Below are 23,343 nucleotides of genomic sequence, written 5' to 3'. Positions count from 1 at the left end.
AAATACTTTCTGCCAAAGTAGTGCTAGAGCAGCTGTAAGCGAGCTTTCCGGCGCCAAGGACCACAGCGCGTATTGCACGCGTCGCAACACAACGCTCAGAGCCAAAGCCGGTGCTTGGAATCCATTGATGCTGTATGGACACTGACAGGCCGGGCGCCGAGGCGATGTCGGATCCGCAACAACCACGAACCTAGTATTCTCAGATCCGTAGGCTAGATCGAGCTGATGGCACGGTCGTTGCAAAACCCTCACGCAACATTTGCCTCTGTACAGAAGACTGAATGGTTCCCGCCAGGATCATGAGCGAGACGGCAGGACTGAAAAACCGCGAGAAAGAAAAAAACCAACGGAGACGATCGTGCGACCAACTGCATCCGGCGGGGAAAAACGACCCTTTTTACCGATCTCACGTCTTCCTATCTGCGGTGTTGATCGGATCGAACGCCGATGCTTCAGCCCGTCTTCGCGTTGGAGCAATTAGAGCAAGGTTGACCGGGTGACAAAACTGGCGAGGCTCAAGGAACTACGCGACATGATGCAGCTGCTTTGGCAGTTGTTCGAATCAGTGCAGCAGCTTCCTAGAGGCCCAGAGCATGCAGCAACCGTTCAGACGCTTAAACAGTATGAGCGCCGGCTGATGGAGCTGATTCAAGCATCTGAAACGGCTCGCGCGGCTATCCGGGACGTCACTCACCGCGCCGATATATCAAAATAGCGATTATCAGCAACTCAGCAATTATCACGGGAGTCTTATGCATCTCCCGTCCCTAAGCCCGTGCAACGGCAACAACCGAGAACGTCAAAGGACATGCCGCGAGCGAGGCAACGAGCCCGCTTGCCCGATCGATCGCTGTTACACAACAATGTGCTACATAAATCTGGGGCAAGCTCTTTCACCGACGAACGGGGCTGCCGGATATGGCAGCTAGAATTGCGTATTTTTCAGCAATACGTCACCCTCCACTTCGCGGGGATAATGAGCCGCCACTTCGAATGATGGTAATAGGTCGAGAATGGCTTGCAGGGACAGCTGCCCCTCGTAGAGCTCGCGATCGCTATATTCCGTGTAGATGAAGCGCGTGTTGCTTAACGTCTGCACGCCACCGGCGATGACATCGGCCTCGGCACCTTGAACGTCCATCCAGATGAAATCGACCGTGTTCAGTCCAGCTTCGCTGCACCAATCGTCGAGCCGTCGAGTTTCAACCGAGACGGGACCGTCGAAGCGAACCCAATCATACTCGGTAAGATGGTTCTTCGGGCGGCGTATTGAGCCAGAGAGGTCCCATTCCTTTGCATCTCCATCTGCATTGCTTGGATGGAAGTCGATCGTCCCGTTTCGTTCGCTGATCGCAATTTCAAGCAGCTTCACCTTATCGAGATTTGGACCGAGCTTCTTCTTGAAACGCGCGATCGCTCGGGGATCCGGCTCAAAGCAGTAAAGCTGAGCTTGTGGGCACAGGGTAAGAAAATGTGCCGTATCGGTTCCGTCATTGCAGCCGATATCCAAGATCACTGGATTGGACATCCCAAGAAGTGACAGAATATGCTGATGTACGTCCACAGAAGACACGGGTTGTTTTTCCATTGGAACTCCGTTGACACTTTGTCCTAGACGCGCAATCACACGTCCGACATCCCAGCACAACGTATATCAACGTATATAATTCATATGCCGGCGCGCGAGCGGTCGCGGATGGCGCTCTCTTTCGCTCGAGCGTGGCGAGGGATGATGCTGCCGCCACTGCCGGCTTGTCTTGCGAAGCGGGCCGCGGCGTGCTCTCGAGGGCGCCATCTGGAATGCGATCTTCGCGGTAACATAGGTGATTTGCGAGTGGCCCTTTGACCACTGCATCGCGATCTGGCTTCGCAAGGCGATAAAGACCCGCGCCGAACGGATTGTGGTCTGATTGTCACCAGTCTTGGTACCACCTTCGGGCACCAGGTACCGGGAGCGGCCACGGGCGACTGCGCCCGCTCCAGGAAAGGCTACTGATCGACGTTCACTCCGCATAGATGATAATTGTGATGAACTGAACGAGCGCCGGCCTCCGTTCGAACGGTATCGGGCGATCACCAGCATGCGATCGAAAAATTGGCAAGGTAAAGCCTGCCTTGACCCTATCCATAACCACCATGGTTTCGAAGCGCTCTATGTCCGGATCTTCATGAGAGAGGCGGCGGGTAAATTTCTCGTACTCCTCCAGATTATCTGCGGTAACGAGCAGGACGAAGTGGGGCTGACCGGTGACATAGAATCCGCTCATCACCTCAGTCATTTTGCAGATTGTGCGCTTGAAGCGATCAACGATGTCGGCTCGATTCCGGTGAAGTGAGACGAGAACCGAGCTATCGCTGAAAGTTGGTGACGGCGGGAATCGGGAAGGCGGCATATCGTGGGGGTGCTTGACGCCTCCACTTCTCCACCGAAGGAGCGATATGCCGTGTCCAAAGATAACATCATCAAGTTGATTCAGCCAGGAAACGTCGACGATCAACTCACCGAAATCTTGCGCAATGGGGCGCGTGCTCTGTTGGCCCAGGCGGTCGAGGCCGAGGTCGCGGACTTTCTCGGCAAGCATGCCGATTTGAGGACTGCGGACGGCCACCAGCGCTCGTGCGCCACGGTCACCTGCCGGAACGCGAGGTGATGACCGGTATCGGTCCGGTCGGCGTCCGCCAGCCGCGTGTACGCGATCGCGAGGCGGAGGCTACCGATCCCGACCGCATCCGGTTCTCTCCGTCGATCCTGCCGCCCTACATGCGCCGCTCGAAATCGATCGAGACGCTGCTGCCGATCCTTTACCTGAAGGGTATCTCCACCGGCGACTTCTCCGAGGCTCTGGCGGCGCTGCTCGGCAAGGATGCTGCCGGGTTGTCGGCATCCGCCATCGGCCGTCTGAAGGACGGTTGGCTTGACGAACACACCGCGTGGCAGAGGCGCGATCTGTCGGCGAAGCGCTACGTCTACATCTGGGCCGATGGCATCCATCTCCAAGCACGCCTCGAAGACGAAAAGCAGTGCATCCTGGTGCTGATCGGCGCGACGCCGGAAGGCCGCAAGGAACTGGTCGGCTTCACCGATGGCGCCCGCGAGAGCGCGCAGGACTGGCGCGATCTGCTGCTCGACCTGAAGCGGCGCGGGCTCGGCGTGCCGCCGCGGCTCACCATCGCCGACGGCGCGCTCGGGTTCTGGAAGGCCGCCGGCGAGGTCTGGCCGAAAACGCACGAGCAGCGCTGCTGGGTACACAAGACCGCCAACGTGATCGCCAAGTTGCCGAAGAGCCAGCAGCCTAAAGCCAAACGCGCGTTGCAGGAGAGCTGGATGGCCGAAACCAAGGCCGCCGCCGAGCTGGCGTTCGACGCCTTCATCGAGAGCTATACGCCCAAATACGAGAAGGCGGCCGACTGCCTGAGCAAGGATCGGGACACGCTACTGGCGTTCTACGACTTCCCGGCCGAACACTGGAAACACCTGCGGACCACCAATCCCATTGAAAGCACCTTCGCTACCGTGCGCCACCGCACGATCCGATCGAAGGGCTGCCTGTCCAACAGAACGGCGCTCGCGATGGTCTTCAAACTGCTTGAGGCCGCGCAGAAAAGCCGGCGTCGTCTCGATGGCCACAACCAGTTGCCAAAACTCGTTCTCGGTGTGACATTCAACGACGGGATCGAGCTCATCGCCAAACCGACTGACCGTCAGCTCATAACCGCCGCCGCCTGACCGGCCGCGCCGTCACCAAAATTTGGCGATAGCTCACGAGAACCAGCAGGGTCACGTTTCGTCCGATTGCTTTCGGAGAAATGATTGAGACGTCCGCTTCGATTCCGCGCAGTGCTCGCAGGCGCTTCAGTCGGCGCTGAACGCCAGAGGCCGACAACCCGACCTTCGCGCCGAGTATTTCACTGCTCAGACGGTTGTTTCTTTGCAGTAAGTCAAGAAGGCGGGCATCCGTTCTGTCAAGTTTCATGGTTCTGGCGGGATCAACGGGCGAGCAGGTTTTTCCACGACCAAACCCGGCCCCTCGCTTGAGCCCTGCCCTTCCAATACGTAATCAGATCGTTCAAGCGGGGAGCGGTAGGGCGTCAGACCAGCTCGGCTCGCACGCCCGATCGCTTTGTTGATTCTCGAGCGACGAGCTTGCTCAGCCAGCTACGGTCGGCTTGCCGGCGGGCGCGCAGGCGATCGAGGCACTTCCTTGGACAAAGAGAGGTCCGCTGACCTGCTCCCCTGAAACGCCCCCGGTTTTGAGTTAGGGTTCTGTTCTCCACCGAGGAGACAGACGATGCGTAAAGGCAGGTTCACGGAAGAGCAGATCATCAAGGTCTTGAAGGAACACGCTGCCGGAATGTCGGCGAGCGATCTGTGCCGCAAGCACGGCATCAGCGATGCGACCTTCTACAAGTGGCGGTCGCGCTATGGCGGGATGGAGATCGACGACGGCCGCAAGCTGAAGGCCCTGGAAGAGGAGAACCGCAAGCTCAAGAAGCTGCTGGCGGAGTCGATGCTAGACGCATCGACACTGAAGGAGATGCTCGGAAAAAACTTCTGACGCCCAGCTTGCGGAGACGCGCTGTGACCTGGGCGATCGATGAGAAGGGCTACTCGCAGCGGCGGGCCTGCGGGCTGGTTGGCCTGCAACCGAAGACCTATCGCTATGCCCCGACGAGACCGGACGATGGTCCGTTGCGAGCCCGGCTGAAGGAATTGGCGTCGCAACGTCGCCGCTTCGGCTACCGTCGCCTGGGGCTGCTATTGGCTCGGCAAGGGGTCCGGATCAATCGGAAGAAGCTGTACCGGCTCTACAAGGAGGAGCGGCTGAGCGTGCGCAAGCGTGGTGGCCGCAAACGGGCACTGGGCACCCGGGCGCCGATGACGATCCCGCAGGATCAGAACCTGCGCTGGTCGCTCGACTTCGTGATGGACACGCTGGTCAGTGGCCGGCGCTTCCGTGTCCTGACCCTGGTCGACGACTTCACCCGGGAATGCCCGGGTCTGGTCGTCGACACCTCGCTCACCGCCCTGCGTGTGGTGCGTGAGCTTGGCCACATCATTGAAAGCCGGGGCTGCCCACGCATGATCGTGAGCGACAACGGCACCGAGTTCACTTCAAATGCGATCCTGGCCTGGCAGGAAGAACTCGGGATCGAGTGGCACTACATTGCGCCCGGCAAGCCGATGCAGAACGGCTTTGTCGAAAGCTTCAACGGCCGCCTGCGCGACGAGTGCCTGAGCGAGCACCTGTTTGCCAATCTCAACGAGGCTCGCCGGATCATCGAAGAGTGGAGGATCGACTACAACACCAACCGACCGCACACGAGCCTCAACGGGCTCACCGACCGAGTTTGCAACCCGCCCCAACAGGGGCCAAACCCAGAACAGACTCTCCTTATAAACGAGGGCAAATCGGGGAGCAGGTCACAGGTCGTAAAGGCTGTCGTCAGAACGGCAATGACCTTCGGACGGTCGGCAGGGCCGACGATCTTGATAGACCCGTTCTCTTTTGACGCGGACTGCATGATTGCTCCTTCCAAATCCGTCCAAGCGGTTTCGATGCCAAAGCCCAACAGCGCAGAGCCGCGGAGAAGCCGCGGATCACGAGGGTTGGCACTCGAGTGCACTGCCAATCGTGAGCCCGCATGCATCGGACTCCTCTGACCAGCCTGACTTGCCGCGACCCAAGCCTGCATGATTTAGGCCAAGGCGTGACGATCGATGCTGGTGCTTTGACGAGATGCAATGTCACTTTCACGACAGCTTGACGGGCTGAGTACGCCAGCGCGTTTGCTTCCGGACGAACATACGCGCAAGTGTACGATTTAGCAGAACTGCAGGCAGGATCAATCAGCTCATCTTTGGCCTGCCTCTTGCTATAACGGCGCTGTTCGCAATGTGCCTATCTCCAACCCGTTCAAATGCTCAGGAGGCCTGCATGAATTTCCGTCCGCTTCACGATCGCGTCGTGGTCAAACGCATCGACGCAGAAGAGAAGACCGCTGGCGGTATCATCATTCCCGACACAGCCAAGGAAAAGCCCTCGCAAGGCGAAGTTATCGCCGTTGGCCCGGGTGGCCGTGACGAGACCGGCAAGCTGATCCCGATCGACGTGCAGGTCGGCGACCGCGTGCTGTTCGGCAAGTGGTCGGGCACCGAGGTCAAGATCGACAGCCAAGAGCTATTGATCATGAAGGAAAGCGATGTCATGGGCGTTCTTACCGACGTGTTCTCAAGAAAGAAGGCCGCCTAGTTCGTCGTTCACACTGCTTATCCCCGAAGAGTGCCGGCCGGGCGCCCCGAAGGTCGAAATACAACTGAAGGAATCATTATGTCAGCCAAAGAGGTCAAATTCGGCGTAGAAGCGCGCGATCGCATGCTTCGGGGTATCGATATCCTCGCGAACGCCGTTCAGGTCACGCTCGGTCCGAAGGGCCGCAACGTGGTGCTCGACAAATCGTTCGGCGCTCCGCGCATCACCAAGGATGGGGTCGCGGTCGTCAAGGAGGTGGAGCTGGAGGAAAAGTTCGAGAATATGGGCGCCCAGATGGTGCGCGAGGTCGCCGCCAAAGCCGCTGACGCGGCCGGAGATGGCACCACGACCGCGACCGTGCTTGCGGCTGCCATCGTGCGAGAAGGCGCCAAGTCGGTTGCGGCCGGCATGAACCCGATGGACCTGAAGCGCGGTATCGACCTCGCGGTCGAAGCCGTCGTTGCGGACCTCCAGAAGAACTCGAAGAAGGTCACCTCGAACGAGGAGATCGCCCAGGTCGGCACCATTTCGGCCAACGGCGATGCCGAGATCGGCAAGTTCCTCGCCGACGCCATGAAGAAGGTCGGCAACGAGGGCGTGATCACGGTCGAGGAAGCCAAGTCGCTCGAGACCGAGCTCGACGTCGTCGAGGGCATGCAGTTTGATCGCGGCTACATCTCGCCCTACTTCGTCACCAACGCCGACAAGATGCGCGTTGAGATGGACGACGCCTACATCCTCATCAACGAGAAGAAGCTCTCCTCGCTGAACGAGCTGCTGCCGCTGCTCGAGGCCGTGGTGCAGACCGGCAAGCCGCTGGTGATCGTCGCTGAAGACGTCGAAGGCGAAGCCCTCGCCACCCTCGTCGTCAACCGCCTGCGTGGCGGCCTGAAGGTCGCGGCCGTCAAGGCTCCGGGCTTCGGCGATCGCCGCAAGGCCATGCTGCAGGACATCGCGATCCTGACCGGCGGCCAGGCCATCTCGGAAGACCTCGGCATCAAGCTCGAGAACGTCACGCTGCAGATGCTCGGTCGCGCCAAGAAGATGATGATCGACAAGGAAAACACCACGATCGTCAACGGCGCCGGCAAGAAGGCCGACATCGACGCCCGCGTTGCCCAGATCAAGGCGCAGATCGAGGAGACCACCTCGGACTACGACCGTGAGAAGCTGCAGGAGCGTCTCGCCAAGCTCGCAGGCGGCGTCGCGGTGATCCGCGTCGGCGGCGCGACCGAGGTCGAGGTGAAGGAGCGCAAGGATCGCGTTGATGACGCGATGCATGCGACCCGTGCGGCCGTCGAGGAAGGTATTTTGCCTGGCGGGGGCGTCGCCCTGCTCCGAGCGTCCGGGCAACTCAAGGGCCTGAGCACCAAGAACGACGACCAGAAGACCGGCGTCGAGATCGTGCGCAAGGCGCTGTCCTGGCCTGCCCGCCAGATCGCGATCAATGCTGGCGAAGACGGCTCGGTCGTGGTCGGCAAAGTGCTTGAGAAGGATCAATATTCTTTCGGCTTCGATGCGCAGACCGGCGAATACAGCAATCTTGTCTCCAAGGGCATCATCGACCCGACCAAGGTCGTGCGCATCGCAGTTCAGAACGCCGCCTCGGTTGCTGCACTCCTGATTACCACGGAAGCGATGGTCGCCGAGCTGCCGAAGAAGGCTGCGGCCGGGCCCGCAATGCCCCCGGGCGGGGGCATGGGCGGCATGGACTTCTGATCCAGCCTCTCTCGGCAGCCATGACTGGCAGAACCCTGGCAGCAATGCCGGGGTTCTTGCGCCTTCGGTCGGGCTTGCAATGATCCTCAGCCCTTGCGAGGCTTCGAACTGGATCGGCAGCTTGCGCCGAGATACTCAAGATCAATTGGGGACGCTTTTGAGTCGCTGCGCGATCCGACGCGGGTCGTGCACAGCCTTGTCGATATGTTCCGCGCGCGCATGTTCGCGATCTGCTGCGGCTACGAGGACGCCGACGGCCTCGATCATCTGCGGTCCGATCCCGCATTCAAGCTGGCCTGCGGACGGCTGCCGGACACGGGTCGCGATCTGTGTTCCCAACCGACGCTGTCGCAGCTGGAGAATGCTCCGCGCCTTCGACGCATGGATGGATAGCTACCCGCGCGAGCCGGCATCCGTCACGCCCGACATCGATGATACCTGCGATGTCGTCCACGGCCATCAGCAGCTCTCGCTGTTCAACGCTCATTATGACGAACGCTGCTTCCTGCCGATCCACGTCTACGACACGGAGAAGAGCCGGCCCGTGGCGGTCGTGCTGCGGCCCGGCAAGACGCCGGGCGGCGTCGAGGTGCGTGCCCATCTGCGCCGCCTGATACGGCATATCCGGACGCGGTGGCACAACACGCGAATTACGTTCCGTGGCGACGGGCGCTATGCCCGGCCGGAGGCAATGGCGTGGTGCGAGACCAACGGCATCGACTACATCTTCGGTCTGTCCGGCACCAAGCCGCTCGCCAGAAAAGTCGACGAGGCCGCCAACGGCATCCGCACGCGACGCGCCATCGAGAACCTGCCGGTTCTGCGTGGCTATACCGAGACGCGCCACAAGGCAAAGTCCTGGGATCGCGAACGACGTACCGTCGCCCGTATTGAGGCGACGATGCTCGGCCTCGACATCCGTTTCGTCGTCACCAGCCTCGATGTCGGCTCGGCCGAGTGGATCTACGACAGCCTGTATTGCGCGCGCGGCCAAGCCGAGAATCTGATCAAGCTGCATAAGACGCAGCTCGCCTCCGATCGCACCAGCTGCCGTTCGGCGCTCGCCAATCAAGTCCGCCTCGTTCTCGACACCGCCGCTTATTGGCTGATGCTGACCGTGCGCGACGCGATTCCCAAAGCCCGGGAATTGGCCACAGCCGAGTTCGCGACGCTGCGTCTTCGTCTCTTGAAACTCGCTGCCCGTGTCGTCGAGACCACGAGCCGCGTTTGCCGCGGCATGTCCCGAAGCCGACCTGATCCGCGGCTTGCCAGGCGCGCTGCTGCCGCTCGGTCCTTGACCGGCGAGGCGTCCGCCCCCGTTCGCCCAACCTACACCTCAAGCGCGTTGCAAAGTACCGGTCGTCAGGCGATGAAAAGCCGAAGGCAATCCCGCGCGCCTCGTCAGAGCAGATGTGCGGCCACATCAATCGGACCAAAAAAAACGCACTCTCACGAATAGGACGGGTTAGGTCGTGTGGACACTTACCGCATCCAAAGAACGATGGCTGCGAGAGTGACGACGGCTAGGTAATTTCGGGCGGTCTTTTCGAAGCGGGCTGCGACGCGGCGGAACTGCTTGAGCTTTGAGAAGCAGCATTCGAAGAGGTGCTTGTCCAGCGGGTATTTGAGTGCGCGTGACGGGTTGTTGGGGATGACGGCGAGCGCGCCCTTGGCGGCGATGGCTTGGCGCAAATGATCGGCGTCATAGGCCGTGTCGGCCATGACGACCTCGGCAGGTAGTCCCTCGATCAATGCGGCAGCTTGCGGTGCATCGCCCTTCTGGCCTGCGGTCAGCGCGAACCGTACGGGACATCCCAAGCCACGAACGGCCATATGTATCTTGGTGCTCAGCCCCCCCGCGCGAGCGGCCGATCGCCTGATCTTCAGACCCCCTTTTTTGGCCCCGGCGGCGTGCTGATGCGCCCGGACGATGGTTGAATCGACGATCAGCCCTTGATGCTCCATCGACTGAAGCGCCGGAACACGCTGTTCCAATCCCCGAACGCCTCCGGGAGATCACGCCAGGGAGAGCCCGTGCGAACAATCCAAAGTACACCTTCCACGAACATCCGATTGTCGCGCCAAGTGGAGCCCTTCTGGTCGGGGCGACCTATAATCAGCGGCGCCATTCGCTCCCAAGCCGCGTCGCTCAATACCAAGCGGTCCATCACACCCAAGACTGCCTCCCCAAAAGCAGCCTAGAATCTGATTTGCGCCTAAAAGGAAATCCCTAGAGTCCAAACCACCTAGCTAGGTCTTCAGGACGCCCCACGAGGTGATACAGCTCTTTAAGACGCGCGGCTTCTGGTGGGAGATTGGTTGTGAAGACCATATTCGCGGATCCAAGCGGAGAATGTCATCGGCGCTATCGGCTTTCCAGCCTACCGCACGGGGCGCCGCTGTGAGCGAGGACCGTTCCATTGAGCTCGTCCCGAACCACGATTGCCTTGAGCCTGATTTAGGCCGACCGGCGATTGGACGATTCTCAGTCCACGCGTATCGACTCGCGAACGGCGCCAACGTCATGGTTTCCGGCTCCATCTGGCCACTGCCACTGTAGCGCACAGCAATGACGAGCTCACGGACATCTGCCCGAAGAGATGCTCTGCCGATCTCGTCCGGCAAGCTGCCCGTTACTTAATGCATCCACAGATCCCTCCAGCTACCTCTTGTCATCGGCTAACTAGTAGAGCTCTCGATGATCCGGCGGTTCGCGCCGCTGCGTTTTGAACAGAAATAAACCAGTGAACGACGCTCCCCAGCGTGCACAGGCTTCACCTCATGCCGGTTCCTGCATGTAGTAACAAGTACGCTTCCAAATGGTGGTCGAAACACGTATTGTTCGTACGCACTAGGATATATCACAAACTCACCCCCCTCAAATTCTCTAGTGAGTTGAACAATCACGGCGTACTCGAAATCAGGGTCGCTCTCAGCATCCAAATGGATGCCAACAAAGGATCCGGTCGGCATACGATGTATTTGGCAGCGGCGAATCACATAATCAGACCATCCACCTAAGATCTTTTTCAACGTGAGGCGACGGTGTTTCCTTTCGAGTAACTCGATGATTTGAGCTGGAGCTGTACCATGCGCATTGCTAGGAGGGCGGCCGGGCAGATCTACCCTGACGCGTTTCACAAAGACACTGTGTGAATCGCCGGCATCCCCTTCCCGCACCTCCTCTTCGGGAATCTCGGTCTGCAGCTGATCGACCCTTGCCAAGTCATCATCGGTGAACAAGGTCTGGGGGGCGATCAAGACCGTCCCCTTAACCAACAGCTCTATGCGGTATTTTGTGAGAGCCTCTTCTGCAAGCAGACGGGATTTATCATTTACTGCGCGTGCCATTCGCGTTTACTCCAAGTTCGGACTTAAGGATCCTTCGCTATCGCCTTGCATCGAGTGGATGGCCTGCTCCCAACGCTCGCCATCAAAATCCTTTATTCATACGCTTTCGATCGTTCGTTTATCCAAGCATACAATATTTACGCTGAATCCTGAAGGACTGGATCGAGGCCTGTAGAATGGCTTTACGCCGCAGATCCGGCAAAACGTGTGCCGAGCGACGTTCTTATTAAACTGGTACGAAGTGAGAAATTCTTAGCCGCACTCAATGCCCACTTTGTCGCCAGGCACGAGCAAATGTAAAAATTTCGACATTTGGCAAGTTGAGCAGTTGCATCGCACTGCGGAAAGCACTCGCGGCGCTCGAACGCAGAATTTCACAGAACCACAATGACAGCGGCCATGGTGGCGGATCTCGGCACCATCGCCTTCGAGGGAAAACCCTGCGAGCAGATCCCGGCACCACTCCAAGCTGTGCCGATAGGCTCGATCAAACTCATCGAAAAAACGGCTACTGCTGTCAGCCGGGACAATTTCGCCAATGAGGCGGCTTGTCATCTCCGCGTGATATTTTTCCGCTGGATCCTCGCCGCCGACATGGACCCGAAAGTACTCAAGATCGTCTGCCTCCACATCAAAGGTCTCGACCACAGTGGCCGATAGCAGGGGGTCATCTCCGCAGCATGCAGTTCGAATGCGACCATGTAGGCGCAACGCACCACGGGTCTTTCGATGACAGCCCGGCATACAGAGAATGCAGATATCGCTTTGTTGTGGAGCTATAGTTTGGTTTTACTGCCCCACCGAGTAGTCGCGATTCATCTTTTCTAAATAGGTTCGAGTGGAACTGTTCGGTGGCCAGAATATCGGGTAACGCCGCGTTGCCGGCCCGGAGAACTCGGCTATGACCACCCGTCTCATCCCAACAGATGAAATTTGCGACCACGCTGGTCAGTTCAACATGCCTCGGAAGGTCGCGATTGGTATGCATCGCAGCGAATACAAGGTCCTTTTGGGACCCTGCCCGCAGATATGGGAATGCCTGTGACATCGCCAAGTATTCAGGAATCAGGCTGACAATCTGGTCCTTTGACATCGCCGCAGCGAACGGATGGGGGCCGAACACGCCCGCGCTTTCTGTGTCAAATACTCATGGACCGAGATCTGAGGAGGCTGATCCAGTGCAAATTCAGATGCGCGAAAAGACGTCATTTGATCTCTAGCTATTAAGGTGACGCAACTGATCAACGATTTCGTTGGGAAGGCGGTCTATGATGGCGTTGACCATGCATGTGAAACTCCCCTGGGCCGGCACCTTCACGGCAACAGACTGCGGCATGACGAGCTCGGTCCTATTGATGATCGCATCGATGGAAACATGTCCATTTGATGATGGCGGCGACGATGCGCCCGGCAGACTCGACGCGTCACTCGAAGGCAGTAACGCAGTTGAGATCAAGCATTGCGGGCTAACGCCGCGAGTTCGGCTTCTAGCTTCGGTTGATGCTTGAAGATGGCGTCGATCAGCGCTTGCGCTGGTTGCTCGGCCGCTTCAACCAGTGCCGCCTTCTCAACGCGGGCGGACGGAGCGAACACCCGCTTGACGACAGTCGGCGAGCCCCTAAGACCGCATTTTGAGACGTCCTCGACGCCGACATCCTGGGCGCTCCATTTCACGATCGGGGCGCGCGCAGCGCGCAAGGCATCCGCCATGGCGCCACGACGAATCTGGTTGGTCGCCTCCAGCATGGTGATCAGGCACGGCAGCCTGGTGTGCAGAACCTGGACCCCACCTTCGGAGCGCCGCTCTGCCTCAATTGTGCGTGCGGCGAGATCAAGCGACCTGACCTTGGCGACGTAGGTTAGTTGAAGCACGCCTAGCCGCTTTGCGATGCCGGGCCCGACCTGCGCAGTATCGCCGTCGATGGTTTGCTTGCCGGTAAAGATAAGATCTGGCCGGCCATATTCCTTGTCGATCTGTCGAATGGCTGTTGCCAGTGCGTACGTTGTGGCCAGGGTATCGGAGCCCGCAAAGCAACGATCGGTTAGCAGTACCGCGCGATCGGCGCCAAAGGTCAGCGCTTTTCGGAGCGAGTCTTCCGCCGACGGCGGCCCCATTGTAAGCACGGTTATTTTGCCGCCGAACCGATCGCGCAGCTCCAGTGCGGCCTCGAGCGCGAAAAGGTCATATGGGTTGATGATCGTCGGCACGCCCTGGCGCATGATCGTATTGGTGACCGGGTGCACGCGGATCTGTGCAGAATCGGGAACTTGTTTAATGCAGACGACATTGTGCACAGTTCAGCTCCATAAATTGCCAAGCTGCGAAGAAGAACAGCAAGTGTTGTACCAGCGCGCATGATTTCGGAATCAGCTCAACAATACAAAAGCTTAGGCGAGCCAGGCGATATCGCCCGACGCTCCCGACGAAGCAATGTCGACACTCGTCGCGAATGCGACAGGGCTGTTCGAGCGACGTGATCGGCAATTGAGCCGGCCCGGGAGAGTTCCTCCTCAACGAGGTGGGTTTTGCTCCAGACGATCAAGATACGGATACAGTTCGTCCGAGCCGGCGTTGGCTTGATATCTCGGTTGAACTATGGATCAACCAAGCCGCTCGCCACGACGACCGAACGTATCGACGCTCGGTGGTGTTCTGCACGTCGAGCGCAAGCCGACCTCTATCCCGGTCGAGCGAGCTCATGCTCACAGCTCTCCAGTCCGGTCCGGGTCTCTATCCATGATGAAAACCTGCCGTGGATAGGACCGTCCTCAGAGGAGGGGTAGACCAGCCCCCCCCCGAAACCATCGACGATTAACCTGCCACGGCTATTTGCCTCAATGTGATGATCGCAGCTCCCGCTCCTGTGTCCTTCTCAAAATCGCTTGATCTCGATTCCGTATTTCCTCAACGCGTAGCCGATCTGGCGCGGAGTAAGTCCGAGCAAGCGCGCTGCCTTTGCTTGAACCCAACCGGATTTTTCCATGGCGGCAATGACTCGTTCGCGATCGGCAATCTTCGCGCCGCTCACGAGGACTGTGCCGGGAGGTCCCAGTGAGGCCAACTCGCTGCCAACAGGCGGCAGCGGCGCGTCCGCCTTAGTCACGGGTGTGACAGGACTCGCCGGCATTGGCATGGTTGGTGCAGGCTGGACTGTCATCTCATCCGATGTACTTTTCCAGAGCATCGCGGAAAGGCACTGGCCATGGCAACATGCAAAGTCATTTCTCATGATCGAGGGCCCGGCGGCCAGGGTCGCTGTTCGCTGGATGCAATTTTCGAGTTCGCGGACATTTCCTGGAAATCCGCAGTTCATCAGCACATCGATCGCACTCGCCTCAAAGCTCAGCGTACGGCGGTTCTCGCTGTTGAAATTTTTCAGAAACTCGCTGGCAAGCAACGGAATATCACTTCGCCTTTCGCGCAGTGCTGGCAGCATCAAGGGAACTACGCTGATGCGATAATACAGGTCTGCGCGGAACTCGCTCCTCGCCACAGCCTCTTCAAGATTCCTATTGGTCGCAGCTATGACACGAACATCCACCTTGATGGTCTGGTTACTGCCGACGCGCTCGAACTCCTGCTCTTGCAGAACGCGCAGCAACTTCGCCTGGAACGGGGCCGAAATTTCACCGATCTCGTCAAGAAACAGCGTGCCCTTGTCGGCAAGCTCGAAGCGCCCTTTGCGCGCGCTGAACGCGCCGGTAAAGGCACCCTTCTCGTGACCGAACAATTCGGACTCCAGAACTGTCTCAGGGAGCGCCGCGCAATTCAGCTTGATGAAGGGCCGCTTGGCACGCAACGACAACTCGTGAATGGCCTTGGCTACGAGTTCCTTCCCAGTACCGGATTCACCGCGAAGCAAAACGGTGCTGTTCGATTTAGCGACGACCGCGATCTTCTCGAGCAGCCCGCGCAGCGCCGGGCTGTCGCCGATGATCCCGTGGATCGGCACCTTCTTGCGCTCCCTTGCGGGCTGCTCTGACAGTTGCTTATGCAGCCGGTCTTTCTCCACCATCAGTCGTTCGCGGTCACAGGCGAACAGGCGATGCAGCTTAACTGTCTGCCCGACCAGGTTGGCGATCATGCCGAGCAGCCGCGCGTCGTAGTCAAGTTGTTGGCTCGACCTGTCGTCCCGAATACGATCAACCGTCAGCGTACCCACGACTTTCGGATCAATACGAATTGGAACCCCGATGAATGACACCAGCATACTGTCTGTGGCGCCGAGCACCTGCAGGTCCGCAGCGCTGAACGCCGGCTCGACTGCCACATTCTCGGCGATCAGGGGTGTGTCCGTCGCGACGATCTGATCGATCGCCTTCCGCGGCAAGTGCATCCGGTAGCGCTCGTCACTACCCTCGCTCCAGCCGGCCCCCACGGCGATGTCCGGCATCCCTTCATCGTCGAAGAGTGAAACGATGCCGTGTCGCATCTGCACAAACGATTGCAGAAGATCGACCACTTTGGCCAACGTCACTTCGAGCCGGCAAGGTGCAGTGAGCGCCCTTGATATTTCGAAGATGCCTGTCAGGGCGCTCTCGCACAGCGGTTCGACCGAGACCTCGCGCTCCGTCTCTGACTGTGAGTTAGGTCTTTCGCGTGTGGATGCGATATGCAGCATAACGAGGTCTCCGTTGTTCTGATCGGCCTCCCCTGGCACCTTGTTCGGGTTTGCGAGCGTTTCTTTGCATGTCATGCTCGATCTAGCGCCAAGTGTTGACGAGATGACATAGAAGGGTAACACCTTTTCATGGCACGAGGGTAACTCACAGGGCCTCGATCTCAGCTTTTGCGGAATGGGTGCGTAACGTCGGCGTGAACGCAAGTTCCACTACTTCGGTTCAAATCAGCTACCTTGCTGGGCCTCGCCGTTTCAAAGATGTTGCCCACCATTGATCGGCACCTCGGCGCCGGTGACATAACTTGCAGCATCCGAACATAGGAAAAAGATGACCTTGGCCACTTCATCGGGTGTTCCCACTCTGCGCAGCGGAATGCTTGGCACGAGACGCGCTTCCGTGTCGAGCGACAACATACTCGTCTGTATTTCGCCGGGTGCGATCGCATTCACGCGAATGCCATGCGGCGCATAATCGTGGGCCATTTCTCGTGTCAGAGTTGCAAGCGCAGCTTTCGACGTCGCATACGCACTACCGGCAAATGGGTGCACACGCGAGCCCGCGATGGACGTCACGTTGACGATCGATCCTGACGCAGCTCTCAGCTCCTCAAACAACCCTTGCACCAGCATTATCGGAGCCACCAGATTGAGATGGAACACCCTCATCCAGGTTTCGGATGAGGTCGTCAACGACGTCAGCCGGCCACCATTGGAGGATTTCGGCGAGACGCCGGCATTGTTTACCAGCGCGTGCAACGGTGCGCCCGCCAACCGTTTCTTGACCTCGGTGATCACGCGCGGCAGCATTCGATGATTGCCAAGATCGACTTGGACATGATCCTCGTTCCCTGACTCCCACGGGCACCGCTCGCGATCGAACGGTTGGCGCGCGCAAGAAATGATCCGCCAGCCCGCCTGCGAAAACAGCTTGGCAGTGGCGTGACCGATCCCGCGTGAGGCGCCGGTCAGCAACATCGCCTTCTTTTCTCCCCGGTGGACGCCGGCGTGGCAGGCATGCACGGGACAACCCGACTGTGTTGCAGACAACAGACCTCCGACCATATCGTCATTTGGCAGATCGAGACCCACGCCAGCCTCCCATCCTGTAGCACCGTTGGCGGACACGTAGCAGGATTTGGGCCATCGCTATGCACGCAAACGCGCCCCGCTTTTGCGTCCTAATGTCGCGCTCGCGTAACAGCTGGAGGCTTAGCGACAAGGCGCGTATGCATTGCGACAGCGACGGCTTATCAACTACAAAATGCCGCGCGCACTCGCCCGCGCTACGCGATCAGGGCGTAAAGCACGCCCCGCCTTGCTGGCTCGTAGCCTGACCAGCGAGTGGATGGACAGCGTCTCTCGTCCGAGCAACTATCGGTCAGGATCGCTTTTGCAATGTACGGCCGCATCAACTTGTACAGAACATGACGTAACCAGCCTCATACGTCAGGTTCGCCCGTCACTAGAGCGTTTCACATTTTGACTGAAGCATAACCGGCGTTTGCGAAGTAGTTTGCGCATTCGCGAGGCTGGATGTCCTGAACGAGGTGACCGATTTGGCGCCAAGTGTCTTCGACGGTGCGCCTCTGAGCCTGCCGCATCCAGTGTTTGATCTTGGAGAAGGCCTATTCGATCGGGTTGAGGTCGGGCGAGTATCGCGGCAGGCACCAGAGCCTGGCGCCAGCAGCCTGGGTCATCTGCCTGACAGCTTTCGACTTGTGACTTCCGAGGTTGTCGAGAATGACGATGTCGCCTTCGCGCAGGGTTGGCAGGAGAAGGTGCTTCACATAAGCGCGGGAGACGAAGGACCCCCGGCCGGACTCTGGATCTGTCCCAGAAAAAATGAGGCGAGGATCAGCCGTGAGAGCCTGGGCGACGACGTTGGCGGACGACATCGCCAAGGCTCAAACCACGCAACAGATTGCTCCTCGAACGGCGTGAGCCGTCGCGTCGGTTGTCATCCTGCTCGGCGCGATAGAGCCCTCGCCTGTCCCTCTGACTTGATCCGGTCGCGCCCAGAATAGGTAGGAGCCCGATCCAATGTTGATGTTGTACCGTCAAATGTCGCTAGCCTTTCGGGCTGGACTCCGTGCAGCATCAAGATCTGACGATGTCTAAAAAGACTGCCAACTTGCGAGCGGTTGATCTGGTTGCATCGGGTGGCCGCTCGATCAGATCGGTGGCCAAGGAACTTGGTCCCGGGAGGCCAACAGTGGACGGCTGAAAGAAAATTGAAGGTTAGAGCTGGCTCCGCAAAACGCCACAGCAAGATCGTAAAGCCCCGCCTTCAGCATAACCCGGCAGGAATCCACTTAATTTTCGCGAGGCGCTGTCCAAACAACCGGGACCAGCTCTGTTGCCGTCGAATTCGATTCTGCAACGATTAGGGCCAGATAAATGTACCAAGTGCCAGTTGATGAATTACGCGCAACGTCCGCGGCGGCTGTCGGAGCAACTCTCAAGGACGCAGCTTACATCCTCGAGGAAACGCAACATCGCCCTCTGTCCCCTAGGGAAGTTGGCGAGTTCATTGGGACGATCAACACGCCTGATTTTGAGAAGATTAAGGCGATGGTCCTTGACTGTTCCTCCAAAATTAGAGTGCGGAAATATGGTCGCTCCGTTGTCACGATGTCCCCCGTGGAGGTTACTAACCGATGTGCGTCTAACTGTGATTTTTGCGGATGGCGCGCCGACAACACGCAGATGGGGCGCGTAACTATCGATGAAGAACTCGCCGATATTCAAACTCAATATTTGCTTGAGAAAGGTGTTCAGGATTCCGAGCCAGCTTTCGCAAGAACAGCGAAGCACCGGTTTTGTGGAGCCGGAAGCGCTTGTACTTTCGCATGATCCACGCCTTCAGCTTCTGATTGACGTAGTCGACCAGAGAGAACAGCGCTGAACGGCTGAACCGACCATAATAACCTATCCACCCCGGAGGAGCGGATTGATCTGTTGGGGAAGCTCAGCCAGCGTCCCCGGCGTTTGCCGGGGAATGTGCAAGCTTCGGATCGTTGCTCGCATGGCCTTCCAGCCGGCCCGGATCAAGTCCGGCCTGCCAGGATTGCCAACGCTGGCGCCTACGAGAGACGTCGGCGCGCGCTTGTTCGAGGGCGAACAGTGTTTTTTTGAACCGCAGTCCTTCCCGGCGCAGGAACAGCCAGACCGCGTTGTGTGAGACCTTGCCCCCCCCGAGCTGCCAGTTCCGCCTTCAGACCATGCAGCGTCAGGTGCGGCGTCTGAGTGATCCGCTCGACAATGAAGGCACGATGCGGATCAAGCACGGGCTTGCGGTGACCGCCCATCTTGCCAGGCGCAACCGAGCCGGTCGCCCGCTGCCGCTGTGACCACTTCACAACCGACGAGACCGCAACACCAAACCGTTCCGCCACAGATCGGCAGCTCTCGCCCGCTAAAACCGACGCCACCACACGCTCGCGAAGATCCAGGGAAAGAGGTCGGGTCATGCGATGCTGGCCTCCAATCCAGTCAGCACCTTGAATCATAAACCGCCAAAACCGGAATCCCCTCCGATTCAGTTAAGCAATGAAATGCTCTAGGCGCCCGCCGCCACGTGCGGGCGACGCCGGCATCAACCGGCGGGCAGATGCACCGCGGGCAACAAGCGCGCCTGACGCAACGCGCCAGATCAGCCGGCCGGTGCAGAAGCAGGCGACGGCCAACTGGCGGATGACGATCTCGAAATGCGCGACAACCGCCTCAGTGGAAACCGTTAGCCGCGCGCAGCACGCCGGCCGCCTGCCCGGCGATGTCCGCGCAGGCGGATGGCCTTGGCCACGTCGACGCCGCCGCGGATCCCGCCCGCGATCAGCTTCACCGTTGGCCCGACGTACCGCCTGCACGCTGGCCGGGGTCGGAATCCCCCAATCGGCGAACGCCATCGCCACCGTCGGCGGCATCGCGGGCGCGCTGGCCCTCCACCACGGCCCAACTGGTGCCGCCGGCGCCGGCGACATCGATCACCGCCACGCCCGCCTCGACGAGCGCACAGGCCACCGAGGCGGAGAGGCCCGACCCCACTTCCTTGGCCACGATCGGCACGCCCACGCTGCGCGAGCGATCTGCGCCAGGACGCCGCGCCTGTCGCGGTCGCCCTCCGGCTGTACGGCTTCCTGCAGCGGATTGAGATGGACGATGAGTCCATCGGCATCCACCGCCCGGCGCGCCAGGTCCAGGCTGTCGGCCTCGCGCAGTTGCGCGGCGCCGATATTGGCCAGCAAGGGGAACGTCTGGGGCCAGGCGGCGCAGCGCGCGCGTCAGCCCCTGGGAGTTGCGGGATTGCAGGCTCACGCGCTGCGAACCGACGCACATGGCGATCCCCAAGGCTTGCGCTGTCTCGCTCAGATGCCGGTTGATGGCCTCGACGCGTGGCATGCCGCCGGTCATGGAGCTGATCAGCAGCGGCGCGCGCATGGTCTTGCCCAGTAGCGAGGCGCGCAGGTCGATCTGCGTCAGGTCCAACCCGGGCAATGCGCAGGTTCGAAACGGATGTAGTCCCAGCCGGCGGCGACCGTGGCCGGCGCCGTTCGCCGATCCAGCACGATGTCCACATGGTCGTCCTTGCGCTGGCTCAGGGCGGCGTCGCTCATGCTCGCTCCATCCGTCGCATCGGGCGACGGCGTTGCGTCGGATCGGACCGACGGCAGCGCGCGCACGCCGCCGCCCTCCCGCGCGTTCAGGCCGACGCACGCTGGCCCCCCCCCGCAGCGTCGCTGCGGTAGCGGCTGGTCGAGGTCTGGTAGTACTGCGCGCGGATGGCCGCCATGGTCTCGATCAACGGTCCCCACGGCGCGGGAAAGCGTTCTTCCGCCATCACCCGATGCAGCATGCGCGTATGGCCGGTCAGCTCGTCGTTGAGGAACTCCACCACAGGCATAGCCGGATAGCGCTGCAGCAGCAGGATTACCGCGTTGTCGGCCTCGCCGGCCGACCTGTCCTTGTCGCGTCCATGCAGATCGTTCTGCAGGCGCCCTATCGCGGAGATGAGCCGCAGGACCTGGCGAAACGCCGGACGCGCACGCAAGGTCGCCATGTCCAGCCCCCACAGCAACGACAGGCAACAGAATACGTTCGTGTAGGCGATTGAATTGATGCCGTTGTGCAGGTACTCGGCGTAGGACCAGCGTTCCGCCCCTGCCGCCTGCGCGTGTCCGGCGCGCAGCGCCGCGCAGTAGCACCGGGTATCGTCGAGAAGCTGAGCATAGTCGCGGCGATCGTAGGCGAGCGCGGCCAGCGAAGCGCGCAGCACAGCGCAGCCCTCGAATCCGGGGAGCGCGCAGGGCTCGCCCTGCCCCAGCGCCTGCTCCACCGCGGCGAGCTGTTCCGGCGCGATCAGGCCAAGGTCGTTGCAATCGTCGAGCCAGAACAGCAGCGCCAGTTCGCGATAGAACGCCACGATCAGCGTTTCGTCCTGCGGATCGCGGCCGATGCGGGCGCTGGTGTCGCGCAGGCTCGTGTGGATGCGCTGCAGGATGTACTGGCCGCCCCTGACCGCTTCCACGGCATGCTCGTCGGCGAACCCGGTCAGGGAATGCCCCCACTCCAGCACCTGCTGCAGCGCGCGTTCGGTCTGGATCATGGCGCCGCTCCTGCTCCCTCGGCCAGGACGCGCCGCCCCCAACGGAGCGCCAGCCACAACCCGGCGAGTTCGGCCACGCGCACGACCCGGGTGGGGCAATACAGTTCCTTGCCGATCCACAGCGGCGTCTGCGGCAATGCATGCGCATGGCGGGCGAGCATCCACTTCAGCGCATGCGCCACCGCCTGCGCGATGCGCCTGCGCGCTGTCGGCTCTTCGCTCCCGTCCATCACGTACAACGCGAACAGCGCATAGGCGGTTTCCTCGAATGTAGACGCGCGACCGGCGCCCCAGCCACCGTCGTCGCGCTGCGCCTGCAGCAGCGCCGCCAGCGCGCGGTCGTCGCGCCACTGGGGCTTGCCTTGCGCCAGCGCAGCGACCGCATGCGCGGTGGGATACAGCCACGAAACGTGCCATTTTTCGTTGTCCCATAAACCGTGCGCGTTGCGATTGGCCTCGACGTAGGCGCTGGTGCCGGTGGCGGGCTTTCCCAACAGTCGCAACGCATGCAGGGCGTGGATGTTGGTCGACACCGAGGCATTGCGCTCGTCGGGGAAGGTGACGAACAGCTCGCCGATTTCGAAATGGCGCAACGCATCGACCGCCGGGTCGCGGCCTGCAAGGCGCAGGACGCACAACGCAACGGCGGTGTCGTCCGCATCTGCCGCGAAGTGCAAGGCCGGGCCTAGACCGCGCACGCCCAGGCGAGCGTCGAGCTGCGCGACGATCACGCGCACCGCCTCGGCGAGCGCGGGATGCGCGAACAGTCCAGCCAGATGCAGGGTGTACAGCGACCAGCATAGCTCGAACACATTGATCGGCCAGACGTTGGGAACGACACCTTCGATGCCGCTGCGCGTCGCCCGCGATGCCGCCTGCAGATACGCGTCGGCACGCCCGACCTGCGGCGTGCTCCCCTGTGTCACGGCGTGCGCACGCCACGCGGCGGTGGCCGCCGGACTGATGCCGATGCTGCCGTCATCATCCGGGCATGCGGTGGTCGGCGACGTCCCCCAGGCTTCCCAAGAGTGCAGCAACGGATGGCCGCTCGGGAACGTCGCCACCGCCCTCAGCTTGACCAGGCACGCTTGCCGCAACGGCAAGAGCGCCGGGTGGCGCGGAAACGCCACGCCGCCCAGCAAGGATGCGGCCTCGCCGCACAATTGCGGCAGGATCAACTCCGCGCCGATCGGCGCGTCTTCCGGCACCGCATGCGCGTAGGGATCGGGCTGGCGCTCGAGGAACCGGATTGCAGCCTGGACTGCGTCGGCAGCGCCGGGAAGAGGATCGGCACGCTGCAATGCCAGCAACGCCGCCCACGTGGGCGCATGGCGGAACAGCGGGAAGTCCGCGCTTCCCCATCCGCCATCGGCCTGTTGCTGTGCGATAAGCCACGCGTATGCGTCCTGCCGACCAGCGGCGTTGCCGTGGAACTGCAGAGCTCGCGCCGTGTCGTAAACGGACGGACCGACGCTGCCGCCGTCGCTCATCTCGCTCAGCAGGTGGCGCAATTCGGAAAGGATCTGTTCGGACAGCGAGTTCACGCGGGATGTTCCTTCTGCAGACGGTTGACGAGAACCAGGATCGGGCAGACGCCGCGCACGTCACCGCAGGCCCGGCGCATGGGCAGCGCCGGACGGCCGCCCTGCTCCGGCGTGGCGACGCGCCCCGATGTCGGTCCGCCGCATAGGCTTGCGCGCAGCGCGCCACGGCGTGCTGGGCAACCGCTGCGATCGGCGCCGCGGACTCGGACACAGTGCAGCATGCAGCCGCCGGCCGATCGCAGCGGCACAGGCGC

15 protein-coding genes and 7 pseudogenes are annotated in these 23,343 nt (G+C 60.6%); 7 read left to right on the top strand and 15 right to left on the bottom strand.

Annotation, left to right across the window (positions count from 1 at the left end; translation table 11 throughout):
- Positions 1 to 532: 532 nt before the first annotated feature.
- Positions 533 to 715, top strand: coding sequence for a hypothetical protein (locus ACVIGA_RS28680; RefSeq protein WP_166072233.1), 183 nt, complete (start codon positions 533 to 535; stop codon positions 713 to 715).
- A 210-nt stretch (positions 716 to 925) separates the two neighbouring features.
- On the opposite strand, the gene ACVIGA_RS28675 is transcribed toward ACVIGA_RS28680, so the two are convergent.
- Complete coding sequence (locus ACVIGA_RS28675) at positions 926 to 1,573, bottom strand: FkbM family methyltransferase (protein WP_173642976.1); 648 nt, start codon at positions 1,571 to 1,573, stop codon at positions 926 to 928.
- Positions 1,574 to 2,003: 430 nt separating this feature from the next.
- Positions 2,004 to 2,498: an Lrp/AsnC ligand binding domain-containing protein gene (locus ACVIGA_RS28670; RefSeq protein ID WP_231168573.1), complete on the bottom strand. Its 495-nt coding sequence runs from the start codon at positions 2,496 to 2,498 to the stop codon at positions 2,004 to 2,006.
- Between ACVIGA_RS28670 and ACVIGA_RS28665 the strand changes: the two are divergent.
- Positions 2,445 to 3,727 (top strand): annotated as a pseudogene (locus ACVIGA_RS28665) (IS256 family transposase). The gene ACVIGA_RS28670 and the pseudogene ACVIGA_RS28665 overlap by 54 nt on opposite strands.
- On the opposite strand, the gene ACVIGA_RS28660 reads toward ACVIGA_RS28665, so the two are convergent.
- A complete protein-coding gene (locus tag ACVIGA_RS28660; RefSeq protein WP_456668709.1) occupies positions 3,708 to 3,974 on the bottom strand; it encodes an AsnC family transcriptional regulator in 267 nt (88 codons plus the stop codon). The pseudogene ACVIGA_RS28665 and the gene ACVIGA_RS28660 sit on opposite strands and share 20 nt — an antisense overlap.
- A 315-nt stretch (positions 3,975 to 4,289) precedes the next feature.
- Here ACVIGA_RS28660 and ACVIGA_RS28655 point away from each other — a divergent pair.
- The 4 genes and pseudogenes from ACVIGA_RS28655 to ACVIGA_RS28640 all read left to right on the top strand — a co-directional run.
- Positions 4,290 to 5,341, top strand: a pseudogene (locus ACVIGA_RS28655) (IS3 family transposase); the annotation flags it as partial.
- Positions 5,342 to 5,936: 595 nt separating this feature from the next.
- Entirely contained in the window at positions 5,937 to 6,251 is a 315-nt protein-coding gene (locus ACVIGA_RS28650) for a co-chaperone GroES (RefSeq protein WP_166072319.1), read from the top strand.
- 78 nt (positions 6,252 to 6,329) lie between these two features.
- A complete protein-coding gene (groL, locus tag ACVIGA_RS28645; RefSeq protein WP_166072356.1) occupies positions 6,330 to 7,970 on the top strand; it encodes a chaperonin GroEL in 1,641 nt (546 codons plus the stop codon).
- 162 nt (positions 7,971 to 8,132) lie between these two features.
- A pseudogene (locus ACVIGA_RS28640) lies at positions 8,133 to 9,268 on the top strand (IS1380 family transposase); the annotation flags it as partial.
- 184 nt (positions 9,269 to 9,452) lie between these two features.
- Here ACVIGA_RS28640 and ACVIGA_RS28635 read toward each other — a convergent pair.
- Both ACVIGA_RS28635 and ACVIGA_RS28630 read right to left on the bottom strand, forming a co-directional pair.
- Positions 9,453 to 10,147, bottom strand: a pseudogene (locus ACVIGA_RS28635) (IS5 family transposase).
- Between the two features lie 502 nt (positions 10,148 to 10,649).
- The gene (locus ACVIGA_RS28630) at positions 10,650 to 11,321 is read right to left on the bottom strand and encodes a 2OG-Fe(II) oxygenase (protein ID WP_166072787.1); all 672 of its coding nucleotides are present in this window, start codon (positions 11,319 to 11,321) and stop codon (positions 10,650 to 10,652) included.
- Between the two features lie 399 nt (positions 11,322 to 11,720).
- Between ACVIGA_RS28630 and ACVIGA_RS28625 the strand changes: the two genes are divergently transcribed.
- Entirely contained in the window at positions 11,721 to 11,981 is a 261-nt protein-coding gene (locus ACVIGA_RS28625; protein WP_173640816.1) for a hypothetical protein, read from the top strand.
- A 792-nt stretch (positions 11,982 to 12,773) separates the two neighbouring features.
- Here ACVIGA_RS28625 and ACVIGA_RS28620 read toward each other — a convergent pair.
- From ACVIGA_RS28620 to ACVIGA_RS28575, 10 genes and pseudogenes are all read right to left on the bottom strand, one after another.
- Positions 12,774 to 13,616 (bottom strand): electron transfer flavoprotein subunit beta/FixA family protein, encoded by an 843-nt coding sequence (locus tag ACVIGA_RS28620; RefSeq protein ID WP_166072773.1) that lies wholly within the window; start codon positions 13,614 to 13,616, stop codon positions 12,774 to 12,776.
- Between the two features lie 578 nt (positions 13,617 to 14,194).
- On the bottom strand, positions 14,195 to 15,943 hold the full coding sequence (nifA, locus tag ACVIGA_RS28615) for a nif-specific transcriptional activator NifA (RefSeq protein ID WP_456668708.1): 1,749 nt from the start codon (positions 15,941 to 15,943) through the stop codon (positions 14,195 to 14,197).
- Positions 15,944 to 16,195: 252 nt separating this feature from the next.
- Positions 16,196 to 17,032, bottom strand: a complete 837-nt coding sequence (locus tag ACVIGA_RS28610) for an SDR family NAD(P)-dependent oxidoreductase (RefSeq protein WP_456668707.1) — start codon at positions 17,030 to 17,032, stop codon at positions 16,196 to 16,198.
- 383 nt (positions 17,033 to 17,415) lie between these two features.
- Positions 17,416 to 17,838, bottom strand: a pseudogene (locus ACVIGA_RS28605) (transposase).
- An 824-nt stretch (positions 17,839 to 18,662) separates the two neighbouring features.
- Positions 18,663 to 18,833: a hypothetical protein gene (locus ACVIGA_RS28600; RefSeq protein ID WP_456670906.1), complete on the bottom strand. Its 171-nt coding sequence runs from the start codon at positions 18,831 to 18,833 to the stop codon at positions 18,663 to 18,665.
- Between the two features lie 144 nt (positions 18,834 to 18,977).
- Positions 18,978 to 19,413 (bottom strand): annotated as a pseudogene (locus ACVIGA_RS28595) (IS630 family transposase); the annotation flags it as partial.
- 125 nt (positions 19,414 to 19,538) lie between these two features.
- Positions 19,539 to 20,556, bottom strand: a pseudogene (gene fni, locus ACVIGA_RS28590) (type 2 isopentenyl-diphosphate Delta-isomerase).
- An 86-nt stretch (positions 20,557 to 20,642) separates the two neighbouring features.
- On the bottom strand, positions 20,643 to 21,545 hold the full coding sequence (locus ACVIGA_RS28585; protein WP_173640813.1) for a terpene synthase family protein: 903 nt from the start codon (positions 21,543 to 21,545) through the stop codon (positions 20,643 to 20,645).
- Positions 21,542 to 23,089, bottom strand: a complete 1,548-nt coding sequence (locus ACVIGA_RS28580; protein WP_173640812.1) for a hypothetical protein — start codon at positions 23,087 to 23,089, stop codon at positions 21,542 to 21,544. Before ACVIGA_RS28580 ends, ACVIGA_RS28585 begins: the two co-directional genes overlap by 4 nt.
- On the bottom strand, positions 23,086 to 23,337 hold the full coding sequence (locus ACVIGA_RS28575; RefSeq protein WP_173640811.1) for a hypothetical protein: 252 nt from the start codon (positions 23,335 to 23,337) through the stop codon (positions 23,086 to 23,088). Before ACVIGA_RS28575 ends, ACVIGA_RS28580 begins: the two co-directional genes overlap by 4 nt.
- Positions 23,338 to 23,343: the final 6 nt, after the last annotated feature.

This window comes from Bradyrhizobium sp. USDA 3240, assembly GCF_054063295.1.
Note: the sequence above shows the minus strand (reverse complement) of the source record. Positions and strands in the feature narration are given on the sequence as shown.